At 45.7% G+C, this 19,801-nt stretch carries 18 protein-coding genes; 9 read left to right on the forward strand and 9 right to left on the reverse strand.

Going from position 1 to position 19,801, the window contains the following annotated elements; translation table 11 throughout:
- The first annotated feature begins 8 nt into the window (after window positions 1-8).
- The 3 genes from GX419_11800 (at window position 9) to GX419_11810 (ending at window position 3,395) form a co-directional block, all read left to right on the forward strand.
- Window positions 9-770 (forward strand): hypothetical protein, encoded by a 762-nt coding sequence (locus GX419_11800; GenBank protein ID NLI25378.1) that lies wholly within the window; start codon window positions 9-11, stop codon window positions 768-770.
- 182 nt (window positions 771-952) lie between these two features.
- Window positions 953-2,161: a DUF4185 domain-containing protein gene (locus GX419_11805; protein ID NLI25379.1), complete on the forward strand. Its 1,209-nt coding sequence runs from the start codon at window positions 953-955 to the stop codon at window positions 2,159-2,161.
- Window positions 2,162-2,219: 58 nt separating this feature from the next.
- Window positions 2,220-3,395, forward strand: coding sequence for a DUF4185 domain-containing protein (locus GX419_11810; protein ID NLI25380.1), 1,176 nt, complete (start codon window positions 2,220-2,222; stop codon window positions 3,393-3,395).
- 98 nt (window positions 3,396-3,493) lie between these two features.
- On the opposite strand, the gene GX419_11815 is transcribed toward GX419_11810, so the two are convergent.
- Window positions 3,494-3,733, reverse strand: a complete 240-nt coding sequence (locus GX419_11815; GenBank protein ID NLI25381.1) for a DUF2007 domain-containing protein — start codon at window positions 3,731-3,733, stop codon at window positions 3,494-3,496.
- A gap of 550 nt (window positions 3,734-4,283) precedes the next feature.
- Here GX419_11815 and GX419_11820 point away from each other — a divergent pair.
- From GX419_11820 to GX419_11840, 5 genes are all read left to right on the forward strand, one after another.
- Entirely contained in the window at window positions 4,284-4,976 is a 693-nt protein-coding gene (locus GX419_11820; protein ID NLI25382.1) for a hypothetical protein, read from the forward strand.
- A gap of 12 nt (window positions 4,977-4,988) precedes the next feature.
- Entirely contained in the window at window positions 4,989-5,699 is a 711-nt protein-coding gene (locus GX419_11825; GenBank protein ID NLI25383.1) for a hypothetical protein, read from the forward strand.
- On the forward strand, window positions 5,656-6,051 hold the full coding sequence (locus tag GX419_11830) for a T9SS type A sorting domain-containing protein (protein NLI25384.1): 396 nt from the start codon (window positions 5,656-5,658) through the stop codon (window positions 6,049-6,051). The genes GX419_11825 and GX419_11830 overlap by 44 nt, the downstream gene beginning before the upstream one ends.
- A 318-nt stretch (window positions 6,052-6,369) precedes the next feature.
- Complete coding sequence (serA, locus tag GX419_11835) at window positions 6,370-7,599, forward strand: phosphoglycerate dehydrogenase (protein ID NLI25385.1); 1,230 nt, start codon at window positions 6,370-6,372, stop codon at window positions 7,597-7,599.
- A 70-nt stretch (window positions 7,600-7,669) separates the two neighbouring features.
- Window positions 7,670-9,016: a glucose-6-phosphate isomerase gene (locus GX419_11840; protein ID NLI25386.1), complete on the forward strand. Its 1,347-nt coding sequence runs from the start codon at window positions 7,670-7,672 to the stop codon at window positions 9,014-9,016.
- A gap of 57 nt (window positions 9,017-9,073) precedes the next feature.
- Here GX419_11840 and GX419_11845 read toward each other — a convergent pair whose 3' ends face one another.
- Complete coding sequence (locus GX419_11845; protein NLI25387.1) at window positions 9,074-10,417, reverse strand: GTPase; 1,344 nt, start codon at window positions 10,415-10,417, stop codon at window positions 9,074-9,076.
- A gap of 189 nt (window positions 10,418-10,606) precedes the next feature.
- Here GX419_11845 and GX419_11850 point away from each other — a divergent pair, with 189 nt between their 5' ends.
- Window positions 10,607-11,218: a DUF479 domain-containing protein gene (locus GX419_11850; protein ID NLI25388.1), complete on the forward strand. Its 612-nt coding sequence runs from the start codon at window positions 10,607-10,609 to the stop codon at window positions 11,216-11,218.
- A gap of 6 nt (window positions 11,219-11,224) precedes the next feature.
- Here GX419_11850 and rodA read toward each other — a convergent pair whose 3' ends face one another.
- The 7 genes from rodA to GX419_11885 all read right to left on the reverse strand — a co-directional run bounded on the left by rodA (window position 11,225) and on the right by GX419_11885 (window position 19,400).
- A complete protein-coding gene (gene rodA, locus GX419_11855) occupies window positions 11,225-12,649 on the reverse strand; it encodes a rod shape-determining protein RodA (protein ID NLI25389.1) in 1,425 nt (474 codons plus the stop codon).
- On the reverse strand, window positions 12,615-14,465 hold the full coding sequence (gene mrdA, locus GX419_11860) for a penicillin-binding protein 2 (protein ID NLI25390.1): 1,851 nt from the start codon (window positions 14,463-14,465) through the stop codon (window positions 12,615-12,617). Before mrdA ends, rodA begins: the two co-directional genes overlap by 35 nt.
- Before the next feature lie 2 nt (window positions 14,466-14,467).
- Window positions 14,468-14,974 carry a rod shape-determining protein MreD gene (locus GX419_11865; GenBank protein ID NLI25391.1) on the reverse strand — a complete coding sequence of 169 codons (507 nt, stop codon included), beginning with the start codon at window positions 14,972-14,974 and terminating at the stop codon, window positions 14,468-14,470.
- A complete protein-coding gene (mreC, locus tag GX419_11870; GenBank protein ID NLI25392.1) occupies window positions 14,971-15,795 on the reverse strand; it encodes a rod shape-determining protein MreC in 825 nt (274 codons plus the stop codon). Before mreC ends, GX419_11865 begins: the two co-directional genes overlap by 4 nt.
- 24 nt (window positions 15,796-15,819) lie before the next feature.
- Window positions 15,820-16,842: a rod shape-determining protein gene (locus GX419_11875; GenBank protein ID NLI25393.1), complete on the reverse strand. Its 1,023-nt coding sequence runs from the start codon at window positions 16,840-16,842 to the stop codon at window positions 15,820-15,822.
- A 64-nt stretch (window positions 16,843-16,906) separates the two neighbouring features.
- Window positions 16,907-18,433 (reverse strand): bifunctional phosphoribosylaminoimidazolecarboxamide formyltransferase/IMP cyclohydrolase, encoded by a 1,527-nt coding sequence (gene purH / locus GX419_11880; GenBank protein NLI25394.1) that lies wholly within the window; start codon window positions 18,431-18,433, stop codon window positions 16,907-16,909.
- A gap of 151 nt (window positions 18,434-18,584) precedes the next feature.
- Window positions 18,585-19,400 carry a GIY-YIG nuclease family protein gene (locus GX419_11885; protein ID NLI25395.1) on the reverse strand — a complete coding sequence of 272 codons (816 nt, stop codon included), beginning with the start codon at window positions 19,398-19,400 and terminating at the stop codon, window positions 18,585-18,587.
- Window positions 19,401-19,801: the final 401 nt, after the last annotated feature.

Raw genomic sequence — 19,801 nt, forward strand, 5'->3', positions numbered from 1 at the left:
CAGACACCATGAAAAAAACAGTCCTTGTTACCGCTTTTATATTCCTGTTCATAACAGGATCATTCCCTGGAAATGCAAATGAACCAGATATTCTTTCTGCTGCTTCCTTTGCTCCAATGCAGGTAAAAGATACCACCCAGCTGAGCGCTGAGGAAAAGTTTGCCAAAGACATGGAAGAATGGAATAAAGCCCTGAAAGCTTATTACTATCACAAAAAAGAACATTTTGAAACCTTGCCCAAATCAAAGAAAGACATAATTTTTCTGGGCAACAGCATTACCGACAATTGCGAATGGGCTGAACTTTTTGGCAATCCGCATATAAAGAACAGAGGAATCGGAGGGGATGATACCGAGGGAATCCTCGAAAGGCTCAGCGACATTACCTCCGGCCAGCCCGCCAAAATTTTTCTGATGATCGGAACCAATGATCTCGCCTTTGGTAAAACGGTAGATTACATTATTGCCAATTACCGGAAAATTATCACACGGATTCGTCAGGAATCACCCCGCACAAAGATTTATATTCAGAGCGTTCTCCCAACCGATGATGCTATCCACACCAACCGTAAAAATACCGACATCATCCTGATAAATGAAGGGCTGGAAAAACTGGCCCGGGAATTTTCACTCCCTTACATCGATCTTTTTAGTGCTTTCAAGACGGAAAACAATAAGCTGAACAGGGAATACAGCCTGGATGGACTGCATCTGAACGGAAAAGGATATCTGCTCTGGAAAGACGTGATTGCCCGGTACGTCAGGGAATAATTGCAGCCGCTGTGTTACAGAGGATATTTTAAAACATTCGTTTTTTAAGATCCCCTCAGACCATCAAAAAAGAAAAAAGAACCTGTAACGTTAACGTACTGATATATTGCCAAAGTAAAATCCTGAACATTGGCTTTGATTATCTGATGAAGACAATTGAGGCAATACCAAAAAGAAAAATCATGAATTACACAATGCCCGTTTGGATATTTCTGGCTTGCAGTCTGGCTGCAGGCAGTTGCCGGCAGAAAACGGTTGCGGAAAGGCATTGCTCAGAGCCAAGTGATGTTCCTTTTCAATTTAGTGCAGAACCGGCTCCTGAATGGACTGCCCTGATGGAAAGAACCTCAGGCTGGTTCGGGGCGGATGGTATTTTTTCCATTCCCCTCGACGGTGTGGAAGAACAGGAAATCGCCGGCAAGAAAACGCTTTTCATCTTCAGCGATACGTATGTAGGCGAAGTTGTCAACCGGGTCCCCCTGCCCTGCAATGTGATGGTAAACAATTCATTGGCCTGGATGAAGGGATTTACACCCGACACATCAGCCATCGTATTTGAATACAACAGGGACCGTTCCGGAAAACCTGTAGCCTTCTTTGTTCCGGATAACATAAACAGCAAACCGGGAGAATATTTCTGGCTGGGAGACGGGTTTATCAACCAGGAAAAAAACAACACACTATACCTTTTTGCCTACCATGTGCACAAAACAGGACCGGGAGTTTTTGACTTTGAAGCCACCAATGTAACCATTCTTAAAATCAAAAATCCCACCCCCGAAGGCATAACAGATTATCAGCAGATACCCACCGGCCTCGGATTTGTCCACCCTGCCCTGGGAAGAATATACTTCGGAAGCGGAATTCTGGTAAATACAGAAAAAGCAAAAGCTCCCTGCCCGGATGGCTACGTATATATTTATGGCATAGCCGAAGGCAAAAAATCTCTTCTGGCAGCAAGGGTGAGGCCGGAAGAATTTGAGGATGTTGACCACTGGACTTTCTGGAACGGATCTGACTGGGGTAAAAATATACATTCTGTTGCCCCAATAACTGACGGCGTTTCGAACGAACTCAGCGTGACCCCGACAGAGGATGGAAGATACTTCCTCACCTTTACCATTCTTGGAATATCAGAGAAAATCGGTATCGCTGTTGGGAAAAGCCCTGCAGGCCCTTTCGGAGACACAAAGGAAGTCTATACCTGCCCCGAATACAAGGAAAAGGGCCTCCTCACTTATAACGCAAAGGCTCATTATCATCTCTCCAAACCCGGCGAACTTCTGGTAAGTTATAATACCATTACCCTGAATTTCTGGGAAGATATCCAGAAGGATGCAACCATTTATCATCCCAGGTTTGTTAAAATTAAGTATCAGTTAGTTGAATAATTTTACCACCCTGCCGCCTTGCTCTTCACCCTTTCATTACCCCATCAACATTTCAATTATGAAACACGTTCTTATGGCCATAAAAACCTCAGGGAAATTTCTTATCATCTTTTCAGTTGTCTTTTTTGCTTCCTGCCAGCGGGGAGAGGTAACAGTACAACCCGACAAAGAATTTTCTTCTATGTTTTACGCTGATTCCGGAGGAATATTATGTGCCGACGGTATTTTCTCCGTACCCCTGCCGGATGGATCCTCTGTGTTTTTTGTTGGTGATTGTTTTGTGGGCAAACTGATGAACGGCGGCATTGATCCGAAAACACCGATGCTGAGAAATGCCTTTAACCTCATCGACAAAAACATGGACGGGGCAAAGGCAATTATCGGAGGAACCCTGTCAGAACCACAGACTCTTATGGTGCCTCCCCGTTTGGAAAACGACTCGATTTACCGTTGGTACTGGCCCGGCCATGGATTTACAAGAGGAGACACTCTGTTTGTATTTGCCCTGAGCCTTTATAATGACCCCTCCGCAATTAAAACTTCAGCAAAATCAGAAGAAGAAAAAGATGAAATGGACAAAATGGCGGCGGAAATGTTTGCGTTCAGAATTGCAGAAATTGACCTGCTGTCATACAAACTCCCCGGCTTTGTTCATCTTGCAACCCATAAAGTGGAATATGATTACAGGAAATACCCGATTGATTTCGGCAACTGCGTGATGATTGACAATGGGTACGTTTACATTTACGGCACAAAAAATGAACCGCACTTTTCCAGGATTCATGTGGCAAGGGTTCCTCTGAACAGCAAGGTATTGTATAAAAACTGGGAATTCTTCAACGGTTCAGGTTGGGATACCAGTATTGCAGTTTCGGCTCCTGTTGAAACCGATATCTCCGTTTCGGAACAATTCAGCATCTTTAAATACCGCAATAAATACGTCCTGCTAACCATGGAGCGTGCGGGAACGGATATTTACACCTACACAGCCGATACGCCAACAGGAGTGTTTACCAATAAAAAATTCCAGTATCGTCCTCCTGAACCCGGACAGGATACCACCGGAAGAATTTTTGTTTATAATGCTCTGGCACACCCTCAATACATAAGGAACGACAAACTGCTGGTTTCATACTGCGTCAACTCATTCCACGTGAGGGATGTTTACAGGAATGCTGAAAATTACCGGGCCAGGTTTTTGAGAATACCGATGAAAAATATTATCGGTAATTAGATTTTCCTTTACACCTGCAGGGAATGTTCATTGCAGAATCCCGCAGGGACAAAAATTTCATTCTGCTTTTTGCAGATCAGCGGTCAGATTTATAAAAGTTACTGAATGTTCTTCTCATATTCTTCCACAATGGCTTTTGCTTCCTCAAAATCAGCGTCTGATACAAAAACTTTCACGGCGCCGGCTCCACCGGCAGAAGTGTACCATGGAAAGAGGGTACCCATTATATCATCTTTCAGAAAACAATAAATGCCGGCACTTTCCAGAATGCTTTTAACAATGGTAGCCTGCGCAGACGTTCCTGCAAAAACCTCTACCGGATGCACCTCTTTTTCCATAACGTATCTTTTGTCGTTCTTGTAAAGGTAATTATTTATAACCGGATTGCGCATTGGAAGTGAAAACGAACTAATGCGCAGTGTGTTCGTCTTTTACGCTGGCATCCGGGCAAACCCCGCTAAAACAAAGTGAAAGCGGCCCGCAGGTCACTTTGAGCAGGTTTTGCTGCGCAAAGTTGGGTTTATTCTTCTTCATCGCACTGAATTAGAATTTTTCTGATGTAATTGGGGTAAATAAAATTTTAAAAATGGGCTTGGCAGAAATGCTCAATCAGGCGCTTGCTGTTGATATTTTGTTGAAGATTTTACCATCATTTTTTGTCACAAATCCACTCCGGAAGGAACTAATAGGTGGCAGGCATTTTATTCCCTTATAAAAAAAAGGAAAATACCGGAGCAGAGAACATGACCCAGGCAATACCAAGAATCACGGGTAAATGCCGGAATCATACATCGGAATCAAAACGAAGCCCGCCATATTAAAACTATAAGTACGGGTTCAGTTAGTTCAGTATATCATTAATCATAAATCTTTCTAAATCTTTTATTTATGAAAAAATTGATTCTTTTTATTGTTCTTTTGTCCGGAGCAGGGTGTTGGTACCTTCGGGCTCAAAATGCTCCAACCGGGAAAAACTATATTGGTATTAACACAGTTCCTCTATGGGAAAATCTTGCAAAAAGAGATACTTTCTCCCCTTTTACAATAATCTATCAAAGAATGCTCAATAACAACAGAGAGCTGGTTGTTGAAACTGATCTCTATTTTAACCATCAGCATGAAAGCGATGAGGCTATTTGGGCAACTGAATTTTTCAGAAAACGTGTTATTACCGGTATCAATGTTGGATATTATTTTCTAAGGACGTTGAAAAGGTTTTCTTTTGCCTGCGGCGCTGGAATAGGGTATAAAATAGAGGCTTTTAATCTGAGAGCAAAAAATTATGCTTCCGGGGTAGAAGGAGAAAGAGCATACTTGGTATGGTTTAACCAACACAATCAAACTCAGTTCTTTTCATTTTATCCCTCATGCCGAATACTTTTTCAGTTAAGTCCCAACCTCAGGCTTGAAACAGAAGCAAAATTGCCTTTTCAATACAGATTAAACAGATTCTGGGGTGTTGAAGAAGAACATTTTTTGGATGGATCAGTCATTAAAAGAAAGTATCTTGAACCTTTTAACAACAGTCTAAAGATCGGGATTGTACCCTTATGTACAGTAAACATTTTGTTAAATTTTTAATCTCAGTTTTTTATGAATAAATTGTCAAAAGAAAGGTTTCAGCCAGGTTCACAGCTTATACTTTTGATTACCATAATAGAATTTCTAATTTTTTCATATTCAGGTAAGAGTCAGACATGGATTAACAAACCCACAGAGTGTTGTCCAACTCTTGATGATTATGTTCAATACAGTTATTATATTTATTCAATTTCTCGCAAAAACAACACATGTTTGATTAATTGGAAAATTGAAAATGGGTATATACTAAACAGCAATGGATACTGGGTACCCGAAATTAACAATTCAAATTTAACTGAAGTAACAGTTAAATGGCAAAATGTTGCATTTGATAACATTAATAAACAAATGCCGAAAGGCAAAATTACTGTGACGTTTGCGGGTACAGAGTGCGGATCTTTATCACCTTTAGAAGTAACAATTCTCTCATTAAACAACTTTCCACCCGACCCGTTTCTTTATCCCGCCATCAATGATAGTATCACCTGGGTATATGGAGTTACCCCTCCGAGAACGACATTGAGCATACCCAAAATGATTTTTCCAAACAGTTCCAAAAATGTGAATGATTATAAATGGGTTATTCCGGCGGGAATTACAGCTTATGAATACCTGTCTTCCACCCCTCATCCGGGGCCCTGCGAACTGTTCACCAAGGAAAGCATTGATATAACCACCGATGCCTGCACCTCAGGAGAGATTCGTACTCGCCCAGGCGCATAATGAATGTGGAACAAGCACTCCCAGAGGTATTGGAGTCTATGTATCTTCTCAAAATTACGGCTTTACGCTTAAACCCAACCCTGCAAACGAAAGTGTTGATGTCCAGATCGGCAATGAGGGTATGTATTCGGCAGAAACATTAGCCCAGCCAGATTCCATATATTCAGAATTCCTCCGTTCAGAATACTACGAGGTTACCATCTCAAATTCTTTCGGATTGCAGATATATTCAGATATTAAATATTCCAGGCGCTTTACAATCCCAACAGGATATCTTGCGGAGGGCATTTATCTCGTTGAATTGCGCACCAGGAAAGCAAAATTTCAGCAAAAGCTGATAATCAAACATTGATTTTAGGGGCAGTTTATTCAAGATTTTTAATATCACCTTCTTTACGCTTTTTCCGTAAAGAAGGTGATTTCTTTATGAGGCATTCCCGGAAAATTGTCTGTTATTAAATTTCTGAAAATCACTTTAAAATGTTAAAAACACAACTTAAACGGTTTTATAATAACCAGAAACTGGGTACCTTAAACCCAAATGCATTATCAATAATCATTTTAAAATCCTGAACAATACTAACAAAGTAAAAAAACAGATTATATGAACCACTGCATGGCATATTTTTGTAAATTCGCCGGGTAAACTTTGCAAAAACTATCATACTGAATGCATAAATATTCACTCGACAAGTCCAAAATTAAAGTCCTTCTGCTGGAAGGAATTCACGAAAATGCCGTTCATTGTTTTCAGAATGCGGGTTATTCCAATGTAACCTGGCTTAAAACGGCCCTGTCAGAAGAGGAACTCAGGGAAAAAATCCGCAATGTACATATTATCGGCATTCGGAGCCGTACCCAGCTCACCGCCGACATCATTGCCGAAGCCCGCAAACTTATTACCATCGGCTGTTTCAGCATCGGCACCAATCAGGTTGATCTTCAGGCCGCCCGCCTTGCCGGCATTCCGGTATTTAATGCTCCCTTTTCCAATACCCGTTCAGTGGCCGAGATGGTGATTGCCGAAGCCATTATGCTGATCAGGAGAATTCCTGAAAAAAACCACCTGGCCCGCCAGGGGAAATGGGTAAAAAGTGCAAAACACAGTTACGAAATACGGGGAAAGACACTGGGAATCATCGGATACGGACACATAGGCTCTCAGGTTTCTATACTGGCCGAAGCTCTGGGAATGAACATTATTTACTACGATATTGAGAAAAAACTCAGCCTGGGAAATGCCCGTCCGGTTGCATCACTCGATGAACTTCTCGCCCAGGCCGACATTGTCACCCTCCATGTGCCTTCTACCGAACTGACCCATAAAATGATCAGCGCCCCTCAGATAGCCCGCATGAAAAAAGGCAGTTACCTGATCAATGCCTCCCGGGGCGATGTGGTGGATTACAAGGCAGTGGCAAAAGCCCTTGAATCAGGCCATCTTCTGGGCGCCGCCGCAGACGTCTTCCCTGAAGAACCTTCCTCGGAGGAAGAACCCTTCCGGTGCGAACTGCAACACTTCCCCAATACCATTATCACACCCCACATCGGAGGAAGCACCGCCGAAGCCCAGGCCAACATCGGCACCGAAGTGGCCGAAAAACTGGTTAAATACAGCGATACCGGTTCCACCATCGGTGCAGTTAATTTCGTCGAAATCTCCCTCCCCCCCAACGGAAACAAACAACGGTTCCTCCATATCCACCGGAACCTGCCCGGAGTTATGCAGGAAATTAACCACGTTTTCACATCCCATGGCATAAATATTGCCGCCCAGTACCTTCAGACGGATGCCTATGTTGGCTATGCCATTATCGATACGGACAGTGAGATTGATGACACCATTCTGAAGGAACTGAAAGCGGTTAAACATACCATTCGCGCCCGCATGCTTTACTGACGCGAAGGGCTCCACGGCTGTTCGAATCAGGATGAATTTCCTACCTTTGTATTTGTAAAATTCACGCCATATGACAACAACACTGAAGATTGACATCAGCAAGGTTTTTGACTATGTGCCGGAACGTCTTGTTTTCAGCCGCAGCAACGAAGCACTGAAAGCGCTGAAAGCACTGTACGACAAAACCGGCAAAGGAAACGATTTTCTGGGATGGGTGCACCTTCCCTCTTCCATTACCGACAAGCATTTGCAGGAAATCAAAGAATCAGCCCATATACTTCGTAACGAAGCTGAAATTCTGGTAGTAACCGGGATCGGCGGATCGTATCTTGGCACCCGTGCTGTTGATGAAGCCCTCTCCCATTCGTTTCAACCCTGGCTGAAAAAAACCGGTTTTCCGCGTCTGGTTTATGCCGGGCAAAACATCAGTGAGGACTACATGGCCGAACTTCTTGAAATTCTGGAAGACAAGTCATACGCGATTGCGGTTATTTCCAAATCAGGCACTACAACCGAACCTGCCATTGCCTTCCGCATTCTCAGAGAGCATCTGGAAAAGAAGGCGGGAAAAGAAGCTGCTGCACGCCGCATTGTTGCCATTACCGATGCACGCAGAGGAGCGCTGAAGCAGCTGGCCGATTCCCAGGGCTACAAAACCTTTGTCATTCCTGACGATGTGGGAGGAAGGTATTCGGTCCTCACGCCGGTGGGACTGCTTCCCCTGGCAGTTGCCGGGCATGATGTTGATGCCCTGGTAAACGGGGCACGCCTCATGGAAAAGGCCACTTCGCCCGATACAGCCTTTGAGAACAATCCCTCCGCTTTGTATGCCGCCACACGGAATACCTTGTACCGGCATGGCAAAACCATTGAAATCCTGGCCAGCTTCCATCATAAACTCGTCTGGTTTGCCGAATGGTGGAAACAGCTCTACGGAGAGAGCGAAGGAAAAGACAATACAGGAATTTTCCCCGCCAGCGTAAATTACACAACCGACCTCCATTCCATGGGGCAATACGTGCAGGAAGGCATGCGCACGATATTTGAATCGGTTATAACAGTGGAGAATCCCGGGAAAACACTTTTCATACCCCGCGACGAGACAAACCTTGACGAACTGAATTACATCAGCGGCAAACGCATCGACCAGGTAAACAAAATGGCCGAGCTCGGCACCCTGCTCGCTCACGTTGACGGCGGAGTCCCCAATATCCGTATCTCCATCCCCGCCCTCAATGAGGCTTCTGTCGGCGAGCTGATTTACTTTTTTGAAATTGCCTGCGGAATCAGCGGTTACCTGCAGGGTGTCAACCCGTTTGATCAGCCGGGAGTGGAAGCCTACAAGAAAAACATGTTTGCCCTGCTGGGGAAACCGGGATTCGAAGAATTATCAAAGCTCCTGAAAAAGAGGTTGTAAAATTGCAGGGAAAGTGCCTTTTTGCCTGGCACCTTCCCGCAAATCAGTGAAAACCTCTCACTTTAAAAGTCCTTTCCGGGTAAGAAACTCTGTGATGACTTCTTCCAGATCGGGTTTGCCGATTTCCTGTAAGTCGTAGTAAACCCGTGTACTGGGCTTCTTTATCTTAATAATCCGGTTCAGATCAATCGGAGTTGCGATAACAACGCTGTCACAATCGGTTTTATTGATGGTAGCTTCCAGATCAGCAAGCTGTTGTTTCCCGTATCCCATGGCGGGAAGCAGGGTTCCTATGCCGGGGTAGGTAGCAAAGGTTTCTTTGAGCTTGCCAACGATGTAAGGCCTTGGATCAACCAGTTCGGCAGCACCGAAACGCCTGGCGGCTACCACTCCGGCGCCAATTTTCATTTCACCGTGCGTCAGGGTTGGCCCGTCCTCGATCACCAGAACACGCTTTCCTCTGATCATCTCCGGATGATCAACCCGGATGGGCGAAGCACCGTCCACCACAACCGCCCGTGGATTCAGCTTTTCTATGTTTCTGCGCACAGTAAGCACATCCTGATGATCAGCGGTGTCGATCTTGTTGATTACCACAACATCGGCAATCCGCAATGTTACTTCGCCCGGATAATACAATACCTCATGGCCGGCACGCAGGGGATCAGCCACAGTAATCATCAGATCGGGCCTGTAAAAGGGGAAGTCATTATTCCCTCCGTCCCAGAGCACAACATCACATCCCTGCGGGTCATTTTCAGCCGCACGCAGAATAGCTTCATAATCCACACCGGCATAAATAACATTCCCCCTGATGATATGCGGTTCATATTCTTCCATTTCCTCCACGGTGCAATGATGCTTTTCAAGGTCTTCCAGCAAGGAAAAACGCTGCACCTTCTGCTCTGCCAGATTGCCGTAAGGCATAGGATGCCGCACTGCCACAACCCGCAATCCCTTTTTCATCAGAATCTCAATAACCTTGCGGGAAGTCTGGCTCTTTCCGCACCCTGTCCTTACCGCTCCAACCGCAATAACAGGTTTGGAGGAAGGCAGCATGGTTTCTTTCCATCCGGCCAGCACAAAATCAGCGCCGGCTGCATTGACAATTGCACCCAGCGACATAACTCTTGTATAGGGCACATCACTGTATGAAAAAAGACATACATCAACATCGAGTTTCTTGATCAGTTCGGGAAGTTCCGACTCATGGTAAATCGGAATTCCTTCCGGGTAGAGTTTCCCTGCCAGCTCAGCAGGATATTTGCGCCCGTCAATATCGGGAATCTGGGCTGCCGTAAACGCTTTGACCCTGTATGCCTCATGATCGCGGAACAATACATTGAAATTATGAAAATCGCGGCCTGCGGCTCCAATAATGATTACATTTCTTGCCTTCATATGTTTAGCACTTTTGAACAGTCGTCAAAAATAGGCGTTCACAATAAAACTTGACAATATCTCCTTCATGTTAAGAAACATATTATGGAACGCAACGTAAAAAAGAAAAAAGCAGTTTAATAAATAAACAGACTATGTTACCTTTGTTAATTACGGTATGATTTTTGCGTATTTTAATAAAAGCCACAGGTGAACTTTCTGGCGCACATATACTTATCGGGTGATTCGGATGACGTAAAATTCGGAAACTTTATCGGGGATTACGTTAAAGGAGCCGACTATAACCATTACTCCAGCGAAGTAAGGAAAGGTATCCTCTTGCACCGTGCCATTGATTTTTTCACCGACAGCCATCCGGTGGTGCGCCGCAGCAAATTGCGCTTTGCCAATGCCTACCATAAATATGCCGGCGTCATCGTCGATATTCTGTACGATCACATTCTTGCGGTAAACTGGAACAAGTTTTATCCGGAAGAGCTTACCTGGTACACAGAACGCTTCTATTACCTGGTCGAATCCCGGTTCAATCAGTTGCCCAGGGGAATGCAGGGTTTTATCACTTCCCTGCTGAAAAACGACTGGCTGATGGCCTACAGCACCCTCCCGGGCATTGAGCGGGTCCTGCGGGGAATGAGCATGAAAACCTCATTGCCCGATGAAACCGATTTTGCCATGAACCTGTTGCGCACACAAAGCGACCAGATTGCCGACGAGTTTTTCGAATTCTTCCCCGATCTGATCAATTATGTGGAAAACAACTTTTCGGTAGGGATTATCTCCCCAAAAGAAAACCGCGCCTGACCAGCCTCAGCGCAGCATCTCCAGACGGCTGGCATCCAGACGAAGGAAAATAAACAACATCATGGTAAATGCCCAGAGCGAAGATCCCCCATAGCTGATAAAGGGAAGGGGTATTCCTATCACAGGAAGCAGGCCTATAGCCATTCCTATATTTACAATAACATGCAACAGGAACACCGAGGCAACGCTATATCCGAAGAAACGCCCGAAACGCGACCTCTGCTTCTCGGCCATCTGAAAAAGACGAAAAATCAGCACTGCATACAAACCAAGCACTATTAGTGATCCCAGAAAGCCCCACTCTTCCCCTATGGTGCAGAAAATAAAATCGGTACTCTGCTCGGGAACAAACTCCCCTTTGTTTTGCGTACCCTTAAGGAAACCTTTCCCGAAAAATCCACCCGACCCAATAGCTATTTTTGACTGGTTCTGATTATACCCTACCCCCTGAGGGTCCTGCTCAAGGTTCAGCATAATGCGGACACGCTGCTTCTGGTAGGTATTCAGAAAATGGTCGAAAACATACTCCACCGAGAAGGTAAACAGGATGGAGGCAACGAGGATACCAAGAACCACAAAGACTTTTCTGAGCCGGTAGCGAAAGGCAAGAAAGGCAATTACTACCAGTCCGGCCGCAAGGCTTACAGTCCATTGCAGGAAGGAAGAAATCCCCAGGTGTCCGATTCGGTTGATCAGGCTAATGATGATCCAGAATACAACAGGGATAAACAAGCCAGCAACAACTTCTCTCCATTTTTTCTGCCAGAAGTAATAACCGGCAGCCGAGAGGAGGGCCAGAAGCAATATAATGGTCAGCTTATCCAGAACCAGGGCCAGGAAAAAGAGCATTCCCGCCAGAATGCCAATGATCAGTATGAACGGAGGCATACCTTCACGGTACATGGGAATGAGGAATGCCAGAAACACTATTGCCGATCCGGTATCGGGCTGCATAAGGATCAGGAGCATCGGAAGGAGGATCAAAGCTCCGGCAATCAGTGTTGTCTTCAGCGTATCGGGCTTCAGGTTAAAGGTGCTGTAAAACTTAGCCAAACCAAAACATACCGCAAGTTTGGCGAATTCCGAAGGCTGGATGTTAAACCATCCGAACGAATACCACGACCGGGCGTTGTTGATTTCCTTTCCGGCTACCAGAACACCGGCAAGTGCCAGCATCCCCAGCCCGTAAATGACGTAGGCAAAAAACGTATAAAAGTTGACCTCAATCATAACGGCCGAGAAGGCAAGGAACAAAGCCAGCAGGATAAACAGAAACTGACGGGTGTACCGGGTGGAAAGGTCAAACAGGGGATGGTAGCTCTCGGTGTACACGGCCGCATAAACATTCAGCCATCCTATTATCAGAAGGATCAGATAAATGGCTGCTGTGAGCCAGTCAATCTTCGACCATATTTTTCCTCTTTGGGGCATTGTAGTAAAGAAGATTTGCGTTTAATACATGCTGTTCAAGCCAGGGGCGGGTAATGGTATCAGTAAGAAATTTCTCAATCATAAGGCTTGCAACGGGAGCTGCATAGGTTGCTCCAAACCCGCCGTTTTCAACGTACACCGAAAGGGCAATCTTCGGATTGTCCCTGGGCGCAAAGGCAATAAATATGGAATGGTCGGCTCCATGGGGATTCTGGGCAGTACCTGTTTTCCCGCAAATGATGATATCAGGAAGCCTGGCAATCAGTGCTGTGCCTGTACCCGGGCCATTAACAGCCCCCTGCATCCCGTCAATTATAGGCCCGAACAGGGATGAATCAATGGCTACATAGTGCCTTTCCCTGAACTTCCTGTTCAATGATTTGTTTTCAATTGCCTTAACACTGTGCGGAATGACGTAAAATCCCCGGTTGGCAATGATGGCCGCATAATTTGCCATCTGCAGGGGCGTAATACCCAGTTCTCCCTGACCAATTCCCAGCGAAATGATGGTATAGGCATTCCATCGGTTTTTCCCGTAATACCGGTTATAATAGTCCTCAGCCGGCACAAATCCGCCCAGCTCATTGGGAAGGTCACTCCCCAGAACATTTCCAAATCCGAACGAGGTTACATACCTCCGCCAGGCATTATAAGCTTCGGTCGAATTTTTGTAATTCCGGTTCTCGATGATATTCCGGAACGTCAAAAAGAAGTACGAATTGCAGCTGTTCTGGATGGCTCCGCGCAGGGCAAGCGGCGAGGCATGACTGTGGCACCGTTTGAACATCCCTCCTATCTGTATCCCCATATTACAGCCAAATTCGGTTTGCTGGCTTATTACACCCTCCTGAAGCCCTATCAGAGCATTCATGATTTTAAACGTCGAACCGGGAGGGTATTTGGCCATAAGGGCCCGGTTAAAAAGTGGCTTAAGTGTATCTTTCGCCAGCCGGGCATAGTTCCCGGCACGGGCTCTTCCGACCAGAAGGGCCGGATCATATCCCGGCGATGAAACCAAAGCGAGGATCTCACCTGTCTGCGGCTCAATGGCCACAATACTGCCCCGCATGTTCTGCATAAGTTTTTCGCCATATTCCTGAAGGGCAAGATCAATAGTAGCATACAGATCTTCTCCCACTACCGCCTCACGGTCAAATTTCCCGTCGGCAAACGAACCCTTCACACGTCCGTGCACATCTACCAGCAAAACTTCCTGCCCTTTCCTGCCGCGAAGGTCTTCTTCATAAGCCCTCTCTATTCCACTGATGCCTATATAGTCTCCCATCCTGTAGTAAGGGTCCTTCTTAATTATGGATTTGTCAACTTCACCCACATACCCCAGCAGATGGGCTGAACCGGAGGTATGGTATTTACGGAGGGTTCGCGGCTGAACGAAGAATCCGGGAAACTTATAGAGCTGTTCCTGAAGCACCGCATACTCCTGAACGGAAATCTGCCGTACAAATTCCGATGGCTGGTAGCGGGAAAACCGAAAGGCACTGTCAATAGCGCGTTTTGCCCCATCTACCGTGATTCCCAGCATATTGCATAAAGCCGCTGTATCAAATGCCTGCAACTGGGACGGATTTACCAGCACGTCATACGCCGCCTGATTGGAGACAATCAGCCTTCCTGCCCGGTCGTAAATCAAGCCGCGGGCAGGATAACGGGTTACTATCCGCTGGCTGTTGCTCTCAGCCGATACCTTGTAGGAACTGTCAATTATCTGTATGTAGAACAGTTTACCGAACAGGGCAAGGAATCCGGCCGCTGCAAGAATGACAATAAACTTCTTCCTGTTGCTGAACGGATCCATAATTATTTACGGTAAACCAATGTATCGGTTATTACTATCAGAAGCACAGTAAACAGGGAACTTAACAGAACCCGGGCCAGGGTGTAAAAAAAGTCCGTCAGCCGGAAAACTTCCAGATAAAAGAGCACGGCATGATGGAGCAGCACCATAATGATAACATACCTCAGGTACCAGCCGATGCCCATGTTGGTTATATGGGGCCGCTGACTGCTGTCGTATCCGTCGCCCGGAGCAATAAGGGAAAGAACACCCGGCCTGACAAAAGCGGCAAAAACGGCGGCCGCAGCATGCAGGCCCGGCGTATGCATGAACATATCAACCGTAATACCCAGCAGAAAACCTGCGGGAATCAACAGCCAGAAGGAAGTGCCAAAAGGAAGAATCAAAAGGAACATGATATAAAGGTACGGATTGATATACCCGCTCAACTGGATATTGTTGAGAATCCATACCTGAACGAGAACCAGCAGAATAAACGCAAAGCCGTATGAAAGGATGTTTCGTGTCATCGCCCGAAAGATGATTCAAGTTGAAGTTGTTCGTTGCGCAAGCGGTTCCTGATGATGTAAACCCATTGCAGTTTTCTGAAATCATTGGCCAGCAATACATCAACCGAGTAAAAGCTCCCTCCTTCAATCCGGTATTTTTCAACAAATCCTATCCACAGCTTTTCAGGAAAAATGGAAGAAAGGCCGCTTGTAACCACAGTATCTCCCGGCATGATGCGGGTATCGTGAGGAATATCTTTCAGCACCACCTTTTTATAAGAACGTCCGGGCCATTCAACCGTACCCGGTTCGCGGCTGCCCTTAAGCCTTCCGCTCACCTTCAGGTCGCGGTTCAGCAACGAAATGACCAGGGAAAAGTGGGGGGAAACCGATACAACGATCCCCACAACGCCCCTGTCGGTGGCTACCGCCATATCAGGTGCTACTCCATCGTCACTTCCCTTGTCGAGCGTAAGATAATTGTACTGGCTGGTAACGGAATTGCTCACAACCCTTGCGTGCATGTATTCATACTGGCGCAGGCTTCCCGAATCAGCCATCGGGATGAACCCTCGGCCCGGTTCACGGAAGGCACTTCGCAGCATACTGCGCAGTCTGGCATTTTCTTCCGCCAGCTGGCGGTTGGTTTCGCGCAATGCAAAATATTCGCGGAGTCTGTTCACCCTGGAATAATACCGAAAGGACATCCTCTGCAGTGCATTCACTGCCAGAGGCCGGTGATAATCATTTTTCTGGAAGAGAATTACAAGAGCTGCCGACTCAAACAAAATAAAGAGAAATACCTGCGAAAAGCGTTTGAGTATCAGGAAAAGCTCTCTCATTCTTTCAGAACATAATATAGCGGTTTATCGCATCAGAAAAGCAGAGAAACGTTCCAGGTTTTTGAGGGCAATACCCGAGCCACGGGCCACAGCATGCAGAGGATCTTCGGCAACATGGAACGGAATATTGATTTTATCGGTAAGACGTTTGTCAAGACCGCGCAGTAATGCACCTCCCCCGGCCAGATAGATGCCCTTGCTTACAATATCGGCATAGAGTTCCGGAGGTGTTCTTTCCAGCACCGAAATAATAGCCGACTCGACCTTGGAGAGCGACTTATCGAGGCAATGGGCTATTTCCTGGTAAGAGATGGGGATTTCAATGGGCATAGCCGTCATCAGGTTGGGCCCCCGCACCACAAAATCAGGAGGCGGATTATCGAGGTCTGGAAGGGCTGACCCGACATTGATCTTGATATCTTCGGCTGTACGCTCGCCGATTTTGATATTATGCTGGTGGCGCATGTAGGTCTGTATGTCGGCCGTAAATCCGTCACCGGCAATCCGGATGGATTCGTTGCAGACAATTCCTCCCAGAGCAATTACGGCAATTTCCGTAGTTCCTCCACCGATATCCACCACCATGCTGCCTTCAGGAGCTTCCACATCAAGTCCTATTCCAAGGGCGGCGGCCATCGGTTCATAGATCATGTAAACATCGCGGCCTCCGGCATGTTCCGACGAGTCACGCACGGCACGCACTTCTACTTCGGTACTTCCTGAGGGAATGGATACCACCATCCTGAGAGAGGGGGTAAACAAACGCTGACGGGGGTTGATCATCTTAATCATGCCCCTGATCATCAGTTCGGCGGCATTGAAGTCGGCAATAACCCCGTCTTTCAACGGACGTATGGTTTTGATATTCTCATGCGTCTTGCCGTGCATCTGACGGGCTTTCTCACCGATGGCAATCAGCTTTCCGGTGGTCTGATCAATGGCAACAATACTCGGCTCGTCAACAACTATTTTGTCGTTGTGAATTATAATGGTATTCGCCGTTCCCAGGTCTATCGCAATCTCCTGAAATAAGGAAAGAAAACTCATATTGGCTCAATTTGGCTGTAATGTTAATAAAATTTTGATGTTTTCTGGTTCACAGGAAGATAAATTAGTGTTTAAAATGCCGGTAACCTGTAAAAATCATTGCCAGCCCATGGGCATTGCAGAAGTCAATAGAATCCTTATCGCGCACCGACCCGCCCGGCTGAATGACAGCAGTAATGCCTGCCTCATGGGCAATTTCAACCGAATCGGCAAACGGGAAGAAGGCATCGGAAGCCATCACAGCCCCTTTCAGGTCGAAACCGAAAGAACGGGCCTTTGCAATGGCCTGCCGCAGGGCATCAACCCGCGACGTCTGGCCCACCCCGCAGGCCAGCATCTGCCTGTTTTTGGCCAGCACAATGGCATTCGACTTGGTATGCTTCACCAGCTTGTTGGCAAACAGAAGATCCGTAATCTGATCATCCGTTGGCTTCTTTTCTGTAACGTATTTCAAATCTTCCCGGGTTTCAATGTGCTTATCCCTGTCCTGCACCAGCACTCCGTTCAGCACGGTTCTGAACTGCACGTCCTGCAGGAGAATACTTTTCATGGCCAGAATGATCCGGTTCTTTTTCTGCCGCAGGATGGCAAGTGCCTCCTCATCATACGAAGGAGCTATGATCACTTCGAAAAAGATCTTGTCAATTTCTGAAGCCGTCAGGCTATCGATGCGCCGGTTGGCAATAATCACCCCGCCAAAGGCTGACACAGGATCTCCGGCCAGAGCATCTTTCCAAGCCTGCACCAGATCGGTACGGCTGGCAAAACCACAGGCATTGTTGTGTTTGATAATGGCTACCGAGGTTTCTTCAAAATCGCTGATCAGATTCACGGCCGCATCAATGTCGAGCAGATTATTGTGCGAAATTTCCTTTCCGTTGAGCTTTTCGAACATTCTTTCAAAATCCCCATAGAAATATCCTTTCTGATGAGGATTTTCCCCGTACCGAAGGGAAACCCCCTGAGGAATACTTTGTTTGAACGAAGGCAGTTCAAGTTCCTTTGAAAAATACTGATAAATTGCGGTATCATAATGGGAACTTACATCGAATGCCCTGATGGCAAACCGCCTGCGCTCTTCCAGAGTAACTTCCCCCTCCCCGTTTTGCAGAATTTCGAGCAGTTCACCATACTGACTGCGTGAAGAAACAACCAGCACATCCTGAAAATTCTTGGCGGCAGCCCGAATAAGCGAAATCCCGCCAATATCAATCTTTTCAATAATTTCTGCCTCACCGGCACCGGAAAGGACAGTCTCTTCAAACGGATACAAATCAACAATCACCAGGTCAATGTAAGGCAACTGGTAATCGCTCATCTCCCTCTGGTCGGAAACGTTGTTCCTCCGGGCCAGTATGCCCCCGAAAACTTTCGGATGCAGTGTTTTCACCCTGCCTCCAAGGATGGAAGGATACCCGGTAAGATTCTCCACCGCAGTAACAGGTACTCCAAGCTCCTGAAGATAGGTCTGGGTGCCTCCGGTAGAATATATGGTAACACCAAGTTCTTTAAGGTACTGAACAACCGGTTCCAGCCCGTCTTTGTAAAATACCGAAATCAGGGCCGACCGGATTTTCTTTTTGTCATTCATGGCATTGGGAAATTAGTGCTGGCAAAAATAGCAATTCCCTGCAAAACTTTTAAGCGCAAATTGGAAACTATGCCGCTTGAAGAATAGAACCCTTGTATAAGGGTTTGACCCCCTTATTCTGGCTTTTTTCAAATAGTATCACTGCCTTTTACTAATTTTCATTATATCCAAATTTTCTGGTTTGCAGTACTTCTTTCCACCAGGTCTCTCTTTCAATTATTATCTGGTCGTCAGTTGTTGACTTGTAAATGTCAAGGATTGAGTAGCAAAAATTCTGTTGTATGTGTTCGAAGGAGAGTTGTTTCAGACCTGCATTACCACCGTGCCCTGTTTCTATATACGATTTCCATCGGCCCAGAATCATATTTTCTCCGTACGCCGAGCCAACATACATTTTACCATTTGATTTGTCCGTTATCAGGTAAACACCTTTTTGATTTTGCAGTGCTGTTTTCCAGTTGTCCTTGTCCAAAACCCGTTTCAATTCTTCCCAGGTTAAATGCACCTTCTCGTACCCCGGGAAGATGTCGTTGTCAAACGTGTCGGGTAAAATCTGCGAAACATAACATTCGTCCATCACAGATTCTGCTTTGCGGATCAACGCCTGAGCCTTGTTCTTAAATTTGACAATCAGACGCCCGATATATTTTTTGTACTCAGGCAAGTCCTCAAATTCGTAACCAACACCATTGAGTTTGTTCAGGTCCTTTGTCACTTTTCCAACATGAAACAACAACCACAGATCTTCATTCGGCTTTATTTTAACCAGACCAATGGTTATGTCTCCAACTTTGTAGGATTTTTGTTTGCTGTAATTCCAATACTGCCCTTCCAGCATCGCTGATACATCAGCATTTCTAAATAGTTCTATCGGATTCCAGTTTTGGCGAAACACCAAATTGAAACGGATCTTAACATTATTAAGCTCTTCAAGACGTAAAATGTCGTTTAATTTAATGCTGTCCATTTTATAAAATTTTGGTTCGGTTATATTTAATAACGCTTAGCAATTAACGAAGGCTGGATTGGACCCCTATTAATCGGACTTTTTTACAGACGGTTAAAAATACATAAATTTTTCGCTTTCCATTTGTCGTAGCAAGGAACGACCGAAGGTGATTGCTAAACAGATGGTTATGTAAACCATACAGTGCCGTTCATTAAAACTTCATTTGACTTATTTTTAAACCCATATTCCAATTTAAAAAAGTATAATATTATTATGTATTTTGGTGCATGTCATTTTCTCTTTATTTACTTTTTTACACAAAAAATATACTTATTAAAACTCAGATTCTCCTTTCTGTTCTTCCTTAATTATCTGGAAATAACCTTCATCATTTAATCTGTAGGTGCGAAAAGTTTCCA

This window comes from Bacteroidales bacterium (assembly GCA_012517825.1).
Lineage (GTDB): Bacteria > Bacteroidota > Bacteroidia > Bacteroidales > JAAYUG01 > JAAYUG01.